The following is a 13,262-nucleotide window of genomic DNA, read 5'->3' as shown; positions in this document are numbered from 1 at the left end:
TCACCCCCGAAGACGGGACAGCCCCCGCGGATGTGACATGCCGGTGAACACCGCGGCGCACGTCACACCGCCGCCCGGATTACCGCCAAGATCGCGGGTAGCCTGCGTGTCATGAGCGCGAGTCCGACACGTGTGTTCATCGCGCGGCTGGCCGGGATCGCCGTGTTCGACCCGGCGGGCGACCAGGTCGGGCGCGTCCGCGACGTGGTGGTGGCGCTGCGCCTGGGCGACCGGCCGCCGCGCGTGCTCGGGCTGGTGGTGGAGGTCGCCTCGCGCCGTCCGGTGTTCCTGCCCATCACCCGGGTCATGATGATCGAGACCGACGCCGTCATCTTCGACGGCCGGCTCAACGTGCGGCGCTTCCAGCAGCGCGAGTCGGAGACCCTGGTGATCGCCGAGCTGCTCGACCGCACGGTCACGCTGACCGAGACCGGCGAGCAGGTGCAGGTCGTGGACGTCGGCATGGAACCGACCCGCACCCGGGACTGGCTGGTCGGCAAGGTCGCCGTCAGCCGCGGCCGCGGCCGGGGCCTGCGCCGGCGCCGCGGCGAGGTGTTCGTGGTGGACTGGAACGCGGTCACCGGGTTCTCGGCCGTCGAGCACGGCCAGGGCGCCGCCGGGCTGATCGCCGCGTTCGAGCGGATGAAGCCCGCCGACCTGGCCAACGTGGTGCACGAACTGTCGGAGAAACGGCGGGCCGAGGTCGCCGTCGCCCTCGACGACGAGCGGCTGGCCGACGTGCTGGAGGAGCTGCCCGAGGACGACCAGATCGAGATCCTCGGCACCCTGGACGCCGACCGCGCCGCCGACGTGCTGGAGGCCATGGGCCCCGACGACGCCGCCGACCTGCTGGGCGAGCTGCCCACCGAGCAGCGCGAACGGCTGCTGACGCTGATGGAGCCGCGCGACGCCGCGCCGGTGCGGCGGCTGCTGACCTACGCCGAGGACAGCGCGGGCGGCCTGATGACCACCGACCCAGTGATCGTGCCGCCGGACGTCACCGTGGCCGAGGCGCTGGCGCAGATCCGCAACCCGGACCTGAACCCGGCGATGGCCGCGCAGGTGTACGTGTGCCGTCCCCCCACCGCCACCCCCACCGGCCGGTACCTGGGCACGGTGCACTTCCAGCGGCTGCTGCGCGAGCCGCCGTCGACGCTGGTCAGCGGGATCGTCGACACCGAGCTGGACCCGATCCGCCCGACCATGTCGCTGGAGGCGGTGGCCACGTTCCTGGCCGCCTACAACCTGGTGGCCGCGGCCGTGGCCGACGAGAACGGGCACCTGCTCGGCGCGGTCACCATCGACGACGTGCTCGACCACCTGCTGCCGCAGGACTGGCGGGAGAACGTGATGGACGTGGCGGCGGCCGAGCGCCCCGACCCTGAGGAGGAGGCGCTGCGCGGCGCCGGACGGTACGGCGCCGGCAAGGACGACGACGCGCACCGACCGCGGAGAGGCTGAGGGGGAACGGGATGATCGAGCTTCGCGGGGAGCCGCTGGCCGGGCGCCGGGCCGGGCGCGTGGGCGCCCGCCTGGACGAACCGCGCCAGCTGACCCGATCGCTGCTGCCGCGTCCGCACTACGACCCCGAGTCGTTCGGACGGCTGTCGGAACGGATCGCGCGGTTCCTGGGCACGGCGCGCTTCCTGGTCTACATGACGGTGTTCATCGTGGTGTGGCTGGCCTGGAACAGCCTGGGGCCGCCCGGGCTGCGGTTCGACCCGTACCCGTTCATCTTCCTGACGCTGATGCTGTCGGTGCAGGCGTCGTTCGCGGCGCCGCTGATCCTGCTGGCGCAGAACCGGCAGGACTACCGCGACCGCGTGCAGTACGAGCAGGACCGGGCCCGCAACGAGCGCACCATCGCCGACACCGAGTACCTCACCCGGGAGATCGCCGGGCTGCGGCTGGCGGTCAGCGAGGTCGCCACCCGCGACTTCCTGCGCTCGGAGCTGGAGCACATGCTCAAGGAGCTGAACGGGGAACGCGGCGGCGCCAGGCCCGACGGCGCCCCGGCCCCGCGGCGCCCGGGCGGTGAGGGAGTGCCCAGGCGCTGACGGCTCTTCCGGCACGTCGTCCGCGGACACGGCGGTTCGCGGCACGCCGTCGCCGGGTCGGCCGTTCCCGGGCAGGGCGGCGGTCAGGCGGTGACGGCGGCCTCGTGGTGCCGGGCCCGCGGGGCGCGGGCGGCCGCGGCCGGCGGCTCGTCCAGCAGCTTGCGCAGGATCGCGGCGAGAGGCCCCAGGTCGTCCTCGTCGAGGCGGCTCATCAGGTACTCGCGGACGCCGCGCCGGTACGTCGGGGTGGCCTCCTCCAGGCGGCGCCGCCCGGCCGGGGTGAGCACCGCGTACAGCCCCCGCGCGTCGCTGGTGCACGACTGGCGGACCACCAGGCCCTCGCGCTGCAGCCGGTCGACCAGGCGGGTCAGGCCGCTGCGCGACAGCAGCACCCGGTCGGCCAGGTCGTTCATCCGCAGCCGCCCGCCGGGCGCCTCGCCGAGGTGCGTCAGCACGTCGTAGGAGCCGAGCGGCAGGTCGTGGTCGGCCAGCAGGTCGGCCTGCAGGCGGCGGGAGATCTGCACCTGGGCGCGCAGCAGCATGCGCCACACGGACAGCTCCGCGGAGATCGGGGTGGACGGCGGTGTCACGTCCCGATGCTACTCCCGCACGCGGCGCGACCGTCCGCTCCCGGGGTGCTGATTCGCAACGCCCGGCACCGAGTTCATACCATGGGGTCATGGCCTCCCAGCTGACGACCGAGCAGGTGACCGCGGCGCTCGCCACGGTGCAGGATCCGGAGATCCGCAAGCCGATCACCGAGCTCGACATGGTCAAGAACGTCGACATCGCGCCCGACGGCGCGGTGCGCGTCGGCATCTACCTGACCGTGGCCGGATGTCCGATGAAGGACACCCTGTCGCGCGGCGTCACCGAGGCCGTGTCCCGCCTGGACGGGGTCACCTCGGTCCAGGTCGAGCTGGACGTGATGAGCGAGGAGCAGCGCAGGGCGCTGCAGACCCGGCTGCGCGGCGGCGAGCCGGCCAAGGAGATCCCGTTCGCCAAGCCCGGATCGCTGACCAAGGTGTACGCGGTGGCCAGCGGCAAGGGCGGCGTCGGCAAGTCCTCGGTCACGGTGAACCTGGCGGCGGCGCTGGCCGCGCAGGGCCGCAAGGTGGGCGTGGTCGACGCCGACATCTACGGCCACTCGGTGCCGCGGATGCTCGGCGTGGAGCACCCGCCCACCAAGGTGCAGGACATGATCATGCCGCCGAGCGCGCACGACGTGAAGGTGATCTCGGTGGGCATGTTCACCGCCGGGAACCAGCCGGTGGTGTGGCGCGGGCCGATGCTGCACCGCGCCCTGCAGCAGTTCCTCGCCGACGTCTACTGGGGCGACCTGGACGTGCTGCTGATGGACCTGCCGCCGGGCACCGGCGACATCGCCATCTCGGTGGCGCAGCTGCTGCCGTCGGCGGAGATCCTGGTCGTCACCACCCCGCAGCAGGCGGCCGCCGAGGTCGCCGAGCGGGCCGGGGCGATCGCCGCGCAGACCCACCAGCAGGTCGTCGGCGTGATCGAGAACATGTCGTACCTGACCTGCCCGCACTGCGGCGAGCGCCAGGACGTCTTCGGCTCGGGCGGCGGACAGCAGGTCGCCGACGCGCTGACCCGCACGCTGGGCACCCGGGTGCCGCTGCTGGGCCAGGTGCCGATCGACGCCCGGCTGCGCGAGGGCGGCGACTCCGGACGCCCGCTGGTGCTGGACGACCCCGACGCCGAGTCCGCCAAGGTGCTGCGCACCATCGCCGACACCATCGGCGCCCGCGGCCGCGGCCTGGCCGGCATGTCCCTGGGGATCACGCCCAGGCGCAAGTGAGCGGGCCGGCGGACGTCAGCGGCTGAGCCGAGGACGTCGAGTCGACAGCCCGCACGTCAGGACCCGCACGTTAAGACCCGCACGTCAAAGGCCCCGGGACGCGTCGTCCCGGGGCCTTGTCGCGTGGGGCGGGCTCAGGTGGCCTCGTTGTCGAAGGGCGGGCGTTCGCCGTACTCCAGGCCCCCGCCCGCGGTGGCGTAGGCGGGCTCGTCGTCGAAGACGGCGCCGCGCATGGGGTTGTTCTCGTCGTCGTCCTCCAGCAGGTGCTTGCGGACGAACGTCTTGGGATGCAGGTCGGCCAGGTCGAAGTCCTTGAACTCCGGGCCCAGGCCCTCCTGCAGATCGGCCTTGGCGTTGTTGGCCATCTGCCGCAGCTGTCGCAGCGTGCGCCCCGCCTGCCCGGCGACCTGGGGCAGCCTGTCCCCGAAGATGACCAGGGCCAGCACGACGAGCACGACCATCTCGCCGAGTCCGACGTCGAACAACCCGTCCTCCACACCTCGCCGGGCACGCGGGCTCGCCGAGCCCGATGCACCACAGGGTATCCCGCCGGCCAGCGTATCCCCTGCCCACACAATCCCGTACCGGGCAAATCGCCCGGAACGGGCACCTCATCGCGGTTTCACGTTCCCGCAACCCCGGCGCCGCCCGCCCGCCGCACGGCGGGCGGGCGGACGGTTCCGCAGGTCTCGGCCCGGTCGGCTCAGTTGGCCTCGGACAGGACCACCTCGACGGTGGTCTCCTTGCCGCCGCGCTGGTAGGTGACCTTGATGCGGTCGCCCGGCGCCTTGCTGCGGATCCGCGCCGCCAGCTCGGACGGGTCCTCGATCGGCTGGCCGTCCAGCTTGGTGATCACGTCGCCGGGGCGGAGCCCGGCGCGCTCGGCCGGTCCGCCCTTCACCAGCGGCTGCACCCCGCCCTGCGCCTGCTCGGGGATGCGCACCCCCGGGCCGGGGAAGGTCTGGTCCATGCCGATGCCGAGCTGGGCGCGGCGCGCCCGGCCGGTGTTGATGATCTCCTCGGCGACCCGGCGGCCCTGGTTGATGGGGATGGCGAAGCCCAGGCCGATGCTGCCGCCCTGGGTCTCGCCGGTGATGCCGCCGCTGCCCAGCGTGACGATGGCGGTGTTGATCCCGATCACCCGGCCGCGGCCGTCCACCAGCGGGCCGCCCGAGTTGCCGGGGTTGATGGCCGCGTCGGTCTGGATGGCGTTGAGCACCGAGCCGTCGCCGCCGCCCTCGCCGCGGGTGGGCACCGCGCGGTTGAGCGCGCTGACGATGCCGGTGGTGACCGAGCCCTGCAGGCCCAGCGGCGAGCCGATGGCGATCACGGGGTCGCCGACCGCCAGCTTGGCGGAGTCGCCCAGCGTCAGCGCGGGCATCGAGTGGGTGCCCTCGGGACGCAGCACGGCGATGTCGGAGCTGGGGTCGCGGCCCTTGACCGAGGCGGGCAGCACCTTCTTGTCGTTGAAGACCACCCGGATCTGGCCGCCGGAGGCCACCACGTGGTTGTTGGTGATGATGTAGCCGTTGTTGACGATGAATCCGGTGCCCCCGGACTCCTCGCCGGTCGGCGACGCCACCCTGATCATGACGACGCTGGGCAGCACCCGCTGCGCCACGCCCGCGATCGAGTCCGGCGGCCGGCTCTGCTGCCCGGAGCCGCTGTCGGAGTTGCTGCCGAGGCTGACGCCGCCGCCGTTGTCGTCGGTGGCCATCACCCCGACTCCGGCGCCGATGCCGCCCGCCACCAGCGCGACGATCAGCGCGATCACGGCCATGATGCCCAGGCCGGGGCCGCCGCGGCCGGACGACGGCGGCGCGGGGACCGGAGCCCAGTTGGGGGCCGCGCCGAACGGCTGCCCGTACGGGCCGGGCTGACCGGGCTGACCGGGGCCGCCCGGCCCACCGGGGGCGCCGGGGACGCCGCCGGGGCCGAGGCCGCCTCCCGGGCCGACGCCGGGGCCCGGCGGCGGGCCCATCGGCGTGGCGCCCGGCGGCGGGGTCGTGGACACCGGCGGGCCGGTCGGCGGCGGGGGCTGCTGCCGGCCCTGGGGCGGCCAGGCGTACGGGTCGGGCTGGGGGTCGTGCTGGTCGTACGGGACGAATCCGGGCCGCTGCGACGCCTGCTCGTCGTCGACGGCGGGCTTGTCCAGCAGTGTCGGCCGGGGTCCCGGAGAGGCGGCGTCGCCGCCGGGCGGATCGGGGGGCGCGAAACCCTGCTCGTATCCCGCGGCGTCCGCGTCGTCCCGGGCGTCCTGCTGGGACCCCTTCGCGGCCGGCCGCGCCTCGCCGGGTTCCCGCCGCTCAACCCCGGCGCCGGCGACCAGCTCGTCGTCCTGCGCCGACGCCCTGACGGGTCCGCGGCTGTCTTCCGTCATCCCCATCTCTCCTACCGAGCATGGTTCTCGCCGAGCATGTTCACGTATCCAGGCTCATCGTGCCCATCGGGGCATGTGGTGAGCATAAGACTTATCCGAAGGGGTTGACCCACGAAGCGAGCCTGCGCAGGCCACGGCCCAGGCGGGTCCAGAGGTCCCGCCCGCCGTGGGGCAGCGCGTCCACCGCTCGCTCGGCGGTGCCCTCGGGACCGTCGGTCACCACCGTGTAGACGTAGCCGTCGTCGGCCCACACGGCCCAGTGCCGCAGCGACTCCCGGCGGAAGACGGTGTCGCCGCGGGTGACGGTGCGATTCCAGTCGGCGAGACCGCGTTCGTCCAGGCTGCCGCGCTGCACGAACACCGACACCGACTCCAGCCCGTCGGAGAAGGTCAGGTGGACGGTGCCGTCGGTGGGGCGGGTGGTGGAGCGGCGGGCGTCGGACAGGCTGAGGCCGGGCAGGGCGCGCGGCAGCGGCCAGCCGTGGTCGCGCAGGTCGCCGAGCTCGGCGGGTTCGAGGGGGTCCTCCCAGGGGGAGACGTTCCACGCGGAGGAGGTCGCCGCCTCGCCGAGCGTGCCGCCGCGCACGGACGAGCTCTTGCCGGGACGTCCGCCGGGCGCGACCCGCACCTGGTCGAACCCGGTCGCGGTGATCGTGCGTCCGGTGCCGTCGAGCAGCTCGCGGTGCAGCATCAGGCCGGTCTCGGCGTCGATCCAGAAGCGCCCGGCCGGGGTGCCGTCGCGGCGGCGGGCCTCCACGACCCGGGAGGCACGGCCGCAGATGGACGAGTCGCTCGCGCGCACGACGGCGTAGTTGCGGGTCAGCAGCTCCAGCGTCGCGGCGGTGAACCCGGTGAGCGCGCCCCCGGCGGGCTGGTAGGTGGCCCGGTCGCGGTCGCCCTCGCGGGCGTCGGCGTACGTGCCCTCCCCCGGCGTGTGCGCGACGTTCACCCGGGAGGTGACGGGGCCGCGGCGGTTCCAGGTGGTGACGACCTGAACGCCTTGGTACGGGACGCGGCGGGCCGCGTCGGCGGCGTCGCGCAGCAGCCGCACCGCCTCGGGGTCGCTGGGCGCGCGGCGCGCCGCGGCGGCGTCCCCGGCGAGCGCGCAGACCAGCACCAGGGCACCTGCGAGACCGCAGGCGAGCACGGCCTTGTCGAACGCGGCCCAGGTCCGCGCGGTCACGGCCCCGGCGAGGTCTGGACGGCCTGCTGCAGCAGCGGATCGGTGATCGGGACGTCGCCGGAGGTCAGCGCGTGCTCCACGGCGAAGCGGTCGAAGGCGGGGTTGACGGTGGGCGCGTCCTGCTCGCCGCCCGCCAGGTAGGAGGCGGTGCCGAGACCGAGGAACAGGGCCGCTCCGACGGCCAGGTAGCGGCGGCGCGGCGAGCGCGCCGGGCCGGGCCTGCCCGGCCAGCCGACCGGGTCGGCGGCGAAGGCGGCGGCGGTGACGGCGGCGTGCCGGCGGGTGCGGGCGGGGCCCGCGAACGGCCGGTGCGAGCGGCCGGAGACTCGGTCGCCGCCGCGACGGCCCGCCGGTGCGGGCGTCACGTCGCCGGACGGGCGCGACGGCGGCGGAAGGTCATCGGGTCCGGGTGCGGCCTGCGGCGGGCGGCCCAGCTCCTTCAGGCGGGCCAAGAAGTCGCCCGTCGGGAGGTCGTCGGCGCCCTCGGCGGCGGGCGGATCCGCCAGCCCCCGCAGCCGGCTCTTGAGCCCCCGCAGGGCCTCGGCCTCGGCCCTGCACCGCGCGCACACCGCGAGATGGGCCAGCGCGCGATCGCGCTCGTCGTGACCCAGCTCACCGTCGACCAACGCGGTCAGACGCTCCCCCAGACAGCTCACGCGGCTCCCTCGTCGATCAAGTCGGTCACGCGCGGCGGCGCGTGGCGAAACCCTATGCGCCCTCCGGTCGCGGGGCCTCGCCGGTGTAGGTCGACGCGTCCCCCGTGGCCGGTCGTCCCGCGGCGGCCGCTCCGGCCGGCAGCGCCGCGGCCAGGTCGCCTGCGTCCGCGGCACCGCGCCGCTGCGGCGCCCGGTGCTCCAGTGCGGCGCGCAGCTGCGCCCTCCCCCGGTGGATGCGGCTGCGCACGGTCCCCAGTTTGACACCCAACGTCGCCGAGATCTCCTCGTACGACAGGCCCTCGATGTCGCACAGCACCACGGCGGCCCGGTACTCGGGCGCCAGGGCGTCGAGCGCGGCCTGGACGTCGGCGTCGAAGTTGCGGTCGTCGTAGGCCTGCGCGGGCGTCGGCTCGCGGCCCTGCAGGCGCTCGGCGGCGTCGTCGGCAAGTCCCTCGAAGCGGATGCGCTGGCGGCGCCGCGCCATGTCGAGGAACAGGTTCGTGGTGATGCGGTGCAGCCAGCCCTCGAACGTGCCGGGCGTGTAGTTCGACAGCGAACGGAACACCCGGACGAAGACCTCCTGGGTGAGGTCCTCGGCGTCGTGCTGGTTGCCGGTCAGCCGGTAGGCCAGCCGGTACACGCGTCCCGAATGCTCGCGGACGACCTCGTCCCACGACGGCGGGGCCCATTCGGCCTCCGGCGCGTTCTCGCGGGTGCGCGTGGCCGCCGTGGTCCCGAACCCCTTGCGGGGGCCGACCCCCACAGCGCCCTTAAATGTAAGTGCTGCCACTCCCATGGTGCTGGGTTGTTCCTCTCTGGTGGCCAACGCTCTCGCTTTGGAACGACACGGTCGCGCCTGGGCTGGGGCGGTTAGTGGACCGACGACTGTTACAACGTGCTGAAACGCCGGTTGGTTCCCGGTCGGCGATAATGTCTTTCCAGCATGAGCCAGGCGGGGGTCCCGCGAGGAGGCAGCCATCGACGCCATTCAGGCCACCCTGGCCTACGTGGAGGAGTACCTCCCCGAAGACGAGGCGCTGGTGAACGCGCGACGGCGGGGCGAGGAGGTCGGGGCCAAGCCCATCGGCCCGGCCGGCGGGGCGGCCCTGCGGTTCCTGGCCACGGTCATCGGCGCCCGGACGGTGGTGGAGATCGGCACGGGCTGCGGGGTGTCGGGCATCTGCCTGCTGCGCGGCATGCGCAGGGACGCGGTGCTGACCAGCGTGGACGTCGAGCCGGAGCACCAGCGGCTGGCCAAGCTCGCCTACGCCGAGGCCGGGCTGGGCGCCTCCCGCACCCGCATGATCGTCGGGCGGGCGCTGGAGGTGCTGCCGCGGCTCACCGACGGCGCCTACGACATGGTGTTCTGCGACGCGCTCAAGCACGAGTACCCCGAGTACCTGACGGCGGCGCTGCGGCTGCTGCGTCCGGGCGGCGTGCTGGCCTTCGACAACGCGCTGTGGCACCACCGGGTGGCCGACCCGCGCCGCCGCGACCCCGACACGCTGGCGGTCCGCGAGGTGAACCGGATGGTCCGCGAGGACGAGCGGCTGGTGCCGCTGCTGCTGCCGGTCGGCGACGGCCTGCTGTGCGCCGTCAAGCGCGAATGAGCGCCGAGGCAGGCGGACGCGCGGCGGCGGCGTTCCAGGTCCGGACGCGGCCGACGGTGCGGTCGGCCGGGCAGGTGGTGGCGCTGGCGCTGCTGGTGCTCGCCTCGGCGGGCTTCGTGACCGGCGGTGCGACGGGCCGCGCCGGGTTCGGGGCCGTGGTGTTCGTCACATTGGGCGTGCTGGGGCTGGGGCTGTTCGGCGTCGGCCTGCTGTGGGCGGTGGGCGTGCTGCTGGGGCGGCGCCCCGTGCTGGAGCTGGACGAGACGGGGGTGCGGCGTCCGGCGCGCTGGCCGCTGCCGCGCCGCGCCGACCGGGTGCTGCCGTGGCCGCGGGTGGCGGCGATGTGCGCGCTGCGCCGCGGGATGGCGGGCACCCGCCGCGGCGAGCAGGACTACCTGGTGTTCCTGCCGTCGGCGGAGCTGGCCGAGACGGCCCGCACGGCCCAGCGGTCGCTGCTGGTCGCGCTGACGTTGCCGGACGTGCCCGCGACGGCGCTGCCGGAGGCCCGGGACGCGGCGGCGTGGTGTTTCGCCGTGGACCCGGCCTGGGACGCGTCCCTGAAGGAGGTCGTGGCGGCCGTGCGCAGCCGCCACCGGATCCCGGTGATCGACCGCCGCAAGGTGTGACCCGGCCGGGTGGGAGCCCGGGGGGCGGTACGCGGCTCAGGCGGGCGGTGCGCCGAGCCAGGTGAGCAGCAGGCGCGCACCGAAGCCGGTGGCGCCCCTGGTGATCTCGGCGTCGTCGCCGGTGGCCCGCGCGGGACCCGCCACGTCGAGGTGGGCCCAGCGTCGCCCGCCCGCGAACTCGCGCAGGAACAGCGCCGCCATGATCGAGCCGCCGCCGAAGCCGCGGCGTTCGATGTTGGACACGTCGGCCACGTCGGAGTCGATGGCGGGCCGGTAGTCGTCGATCAGCGGCATCCGCCACAGCGGCTCGCCCGCGGCGCGCCCGGCGGCGGTGAGGGCCGCGGCGAGGTCGTCGTCGGTGGCGTACAGGGCGCCGTGCCGCAGCCCCAGCGCGACCTTGGCCGCGCCGGTGAGGGTGGCGACGTCCACGATCACGTCGGGGTCGAGCTCGGCGTCGGCGTAGGCCAGGGCGTCGGCGAGGACGAGGCGTCCCTCGGCGTCGGTGTTGAGCACCTCGGAGGTCCGCCCGCCGAAGTGGGTGATCACGTCGCCGGGGCGCATGGCCGACCCGGACGGCATGTTCTCGGCCGCCGCGACCAGCCCGGTGACCCGGCTCCGCACGCCGAGGTCGCGCAGCGCGCCCATGACCGCCATGACGGCGCCGCCGCCCGCCATGTCGGTCTTCATGGTCTTCATGTTCTCGTTGGGCTTGAGCGACAGCCCGCCGCTGTCGAAGGTGATGCCCTTGCCGACCAGCACGACGTGGCGTCCGTCGGCGTCCTCGGGCGCGTAGGTCAGCTCGATCAGCCGGGGCGGGCGCGGTGAGCCCGAGCCGACGGCCAGCAGCCCGCCGAAGCCGCCCTTGGCCAGCTCCTTCTCGCCGAGCACGCGCAGCCCGAGGCCGGCCTCGGCGGCGATGTCGGCGGCCCGGTCGGCCAGCCACGACGGGCCCTTGTCGGTGGACGGCTGGTTGGCCAGGTCGCGGGCGCGGGCGGCGGCCCGCGCCAACGCGACGCCGCGGTCGACCGCGCGCGCGTCGGCGGCCTCGGTGGCCAGTGCCAGCGTGCCGAGGGGGGCCTTGCCCTTCCCCTCGTCGCCGGAGCGGATCGTGAATTCGTAGCCGGCGAGCAGGGCGCCCTCGACGAAGGCGGCCAGCCCGTCGGCGGAGGTCTCGGGCAGGCCCGCGACCAGCGTGTCGCGGCCCCGGCCGCGGCGGGCCAGCGCGGCGCCCGCCTTGCGCAGGTCGGCGGGGGCGGCCTCGCCGATCCCGTACAGCAGCAGCTCGCAGAGCTCGCCGCCGATCCGCGCGGGCGCGGCGACGATCTCGCCGGGCTCGCCCTTGGCGCCGTGCAGGGCCAGCAGCTCGTCGAGGGAGAACGGCAGTTCGGGCGGGGCGTCCGCGGGGGCGGTCGGGCCGGGACGGACCGGCAGGGCCACCGCCTGCGCGCCGAGCGACGCCGCCGCCTCGACCGGCCGTCCGCCCGCGTCGCGGACCCGGGTCTGGATGGGCATGCCGGTGATCCCCCTGTGCGTGCTGTTCGGCCTGCTCGTGAGCCTGCCGCTCATGGAGCCTGCCTGCGTGATCTGCTGTGTGGAAGTGCCGCGCGGACCGTCACGCGGTCGCGGCCGGCTGCGCGGCCGACACGGTGCGGGCCCCCGGCGCGGCGCCGGGGGCCGTCACCGCACGTGCCGTGACCGGCCTCGTCGTCTGTCAGCCGACGACCTGCTTGAGGGCCTCGCCGAGCTCCTTGGCCTCGTCGGCGGACAGTTCGACGACGAGGCGTCCCCCGCCTTCCAGCGGGACCCGCATGACGATGCCGCGTCCCTCCTTGGTCACTTCGAGCGGACCGTCTCCCGTCCGCGGCTTCATCGCCGCCATGCGTGCATCCCCTTCCTGCCTAGGGCCGCGTGGGGCCTCCGGGCACCGTTGGCCGCGTGGCCGCCTGTCGCATCCGCGTCATCAGTAGTGGTCCATTATCCCGTGTTCAGGGCGCGAAGTGGTAACGATCAGCGACCGGGGAGGCGACGGCCGGGCGGGCGGACGGCCGCGCGGACGGGCCGGGCGGCGGCGCGGCTCTTGCCCGCGGCCTCCGGTTTCGCCGATCGTTGCCTGAGGCCCCTGGGGAGATTGTGAGGACGATGGTGTCTGAGACCGTGCTGTACGACGTCACCGACGGGGTGGCCACGATCACGCTGAACCGGCCGGACGCGATGAACTCGCTGACCGCCGAGATGAAGGAGGCGCTGCGCGCGGCGCTGGAGCGGGCCGCCGCGGACGAGGGCGCGCGGGCGGTGCTGCTGACCGGTGCGGGCCGGGCGTTCTGCGCCGGTCAGGATCTGCGCGAGCACGCCGAGAACCTCGCCGCGGGCAAGGGCCTGGACGACACCGTCCGCCGCCACTACAACCCGGTCGTGCACGCGCTGTCCGCGCTGCCCAAGCCGGTGGTGGCGGCGGTGAACGGGGTGGCGGCCGGGGCCGGGGCCGGGCTGGCGTGGGCGTGCGACCTGGTCGTCGCGTCCGACAGGGCGACGTTCGTGACGGCGTTCGCGGGCATCGGGCTGGGCCCCGACACCGGCATGTCGTGGACGCTGCAGCGGATGGTGGGCCGCGCCAAGGCCGCCGAGCTGCTGCTGCTCGGCGAGCCGGTGAAGGCGCCGCAGGCGCTGGAGCTGGGGCTGGCCGCGCGGGTCGTCCCGGCCGACGAGCTGGCGCCCGCCTCGGTGGAGCTGGCGCGCCGGCTGGCCGCCGGGCCGACCGTGGCGTACGCGGCCATCCGGGCCGCCCTCGACCACGCGGCGTCGCACGACCTGGCGTCCAGCCTGGACAAGGAGGCCGAGCTGCAGGACCGGCTGGCGGCCACGGCCGACCACCGCAACGCCACCGAGGCGTTCCTGAAGAAGGACAGGCCCGTCTTCGAGGGGCGGTAGGCC

14 protein-coding genes are annotated in these 13,262 nt (G+C 74.8%); 6 read left to right on the top strand and 8 right to left on the bottom strand.

What is annotated here, in order from left to right:
• Nucleotides 1–111 precede the first annotated feature (111 nt).
• Both ABZ801_RS28505 and ABZ801_RS28500 read left to right on the top strand, forming a co-directional pair.
• A complete protein-coding gene (locus ABZ801_RS28505; RefSeq protein WP_360703421.1) occupies nt 112–1,461 on the top strand; it encodes a CBS domain-containing protein in 1,350 nt (449 codons plus the stop codon).
• Between the two features lie 11 nt (nt 1,462–1,472).
• Nucleotides 1,473–2,057, top strand: a complete 585-nt coding sequence (locus tag ABZ801_RS28500; RefSeq protein ID WP_360703418.1) for a DUF1003 domain-containing protein — start codon at nt 1,473–1,475, stop codon at nt 2,055–2,057.
• A gap of 83 nt (nt 2,058–2,140) precedes the next feature.
• On the opposite strand, the gene ABZ801_RS28495 is transcribed toward ABZ801_RS28500, so the two are convergent.
• Nucleotides 2,141–2,647: a MarR family transcriptional regulator gene (locus ABZ801_RS28495; protein WP_360703416.1), complete on the bottom strand. Its 507-nt coding sequence runs from the start codon at nt 2,645–2,647 to the stop codon at nt 2,141–2,143.
• 89 nt (nt 2,648–2,736) lie between these two features.
• Between ABZ801_RS28495 and ABZ801_RS28490 the strand changes: the two genes are divergently transcribed.
• A complete protein-coding gene (locus ABZ801_RS28490) occupies nt 2,737–3,876 on the top strand; it encodes an Mrp/NBP35 family ATP-binding protein (protein WP_344953962.1) in 1,140 nt (379 codons plus the stop codon).
• Between the two features lie 134 nt (nt 3,877–4,010).
• On the opposite strand, the gene ABZ801_RS28485 is transcribed toward ABZ801_RS28490, so the two are convergent.
• The 5 genes from ABZ801_RS28485 to sigE form a co-directional block, all read right to left on the bottom strand.
• Nucleotides 4,011–4,361, bottom strand: coding sequence for a sec-independent translocase (locus ABZ801_RS28485; RefSeq protein ID WP_344953959.1), 351 nt, complete (start codon nt 4,359–4,361; stop codon nt 4,011–4,013).
• Nucleotides 4,362–4,579: 218 nt separating this feature from the next.
• Entirely contained in the window at nt 4,580–6,256 is a 1,677-nt protein-coding gene (locus tag ABZ801_RS28480) for a trypsin-like peptidase domain-containing protein (RefSeq protein ID WP_360703413.1), read from the bottom strand.
• A 91-nt stretch (nt 6,257–6,347) separates the two neighbouring features.
• Nucleotides 6,348–7,439: a sigma-E factor regulatory protein RseB domain-containing protein gene (locus ABZ801_RS28475; protein ID WP_360703410.1), complete on the bottom strand. Its 1,092-nt coding sequence runs from the start codon at nt 7,437–7,439 to the stop codon at nt 6,348–6,350.
• Nucleotides 7,436–8,095 (bottom strand): zf-HC2 domain-containing protein, encoded by a 660-nt coding sequence (locus tag ABZ801_RS28470; RefSeq protein WP_360703407.1) that lies wholly within the window; start codon nt 8,093–8,095, stop codon nt 7,436–7,438. Before ABZ801_RS28470 ends, ABZ801_RS28475 begins: the two co-directional genes overlap by 4 nt.
• A gap of 52 nt (nt 8,096–8,147) precedes the next feature.
• The gene (gene sigE / locus ABZ801_RS28465; RefSeq protein WP_360703404.1) at nt 8,148–8,891 is read right to left on the bottom strand and encodes an RNA polymerase sigma factor SigE; all 744 of its coding nucleotides are present in this window, start codon (nt 8,889–8,891) and stop codon (nt 8,148–8,150) included.
• Nucleotides 8,892–9,102: 211 nt separating this feature from the next.
• Between sigE and ABZ801_RS28460 the strand changes: the two genes are divergently transcribed.
• Nucleotides 9,103–9,705 (top strand): O-methyltransferase, encoded by a 603-nt coding sequence (locus tag ABZ801_RS28460; RefSeq protein ID WP_344953945.1) that lies wholly within the window; start codon nt 9,103–9,105, stop codon nt 9,703–9,705.
• Nucleotides 9,702–10,331: a hypothetical protein gene (locus tag ABZ801_RS28455; protein WP_360703401.1), complete on the top strand. Its 630-nt coding sequence runs from the start codon at nt 9,702–9,704 to the stop codon at nt 10,329–10,331. The genes ABZ801_RS28460 and ABZ801_RS28455 overlap by 4 nt, the downstream gene beginning before the upstream one ends.
• Nucleotides 10,332–10,367: 36 nt before the next feature.
• Here ABZ801_RS28455 and ABZ801_RS28450 read toward each other — a convergent pair whose 3' ends face one another.
• Together ABZ801_RS28450 and ABZ801_RS28445 are read right to left on the bottom strand one after the other, a co-directional pair.
• Nucleotides 10,368–11,843, bottom strand: a complete 1,476-nt coding sequence (locus tag ABZ801_RS28450) for a leucyl aminopeptidase (protein WP_360703398.1) — start codon at nt 11,841–11,843, stop codon at nt 10,368–10,370.
• A gap of 199 nt (nt 11,844–12,042) precedes the next feature.
• On the bottom strand, nt 12,043–12,210 hold the full coding sequence (locus ABZ801_RS28445; RefSeq protein ID WP_083952185.1) for a DUF3117 domain-containing protein: 168 nt from the start codon (nt 12,208–12,210) through the stop codon (nt 12,043–12,045).
• A 260-nt stretch (nt 12,211–12,470) separates the two neighbouring features.
• Between ABZ801_RS28445 and ABZ801_RS28440 the strand changes: the two genes are divergently transcribed.
• On the top strand, nt 12,471–13,259 hold the full coding sequence (locus ABZ801_RS28440; RefSeq protein WP_360703395.1) for an enoyl-CoA hydratase-related protein: 789 nt from the start codon (nt 12,471–12,473) through the stop codon (nt 13,257–13,259).
• The last annotated feature ends 3 nt before the right edge of the window (nt 13,260–13,262 follow it).

The organism is Actinomadura sp. NPDC047616 (genome assembly GCF_040642915.1).
Taxonomy (GTDB): domain Bacteria; phylum Actinomycetota; class Actinomycetes; order Streptosporangiales; family Streptosporangiaceae; genus Spirillospora; species Spirillospora miaoliensis.
Note: the sequence above shows the minus strand (reverse complement) of the source record. Positions and strands in the feature narration are given on the sequence as shown.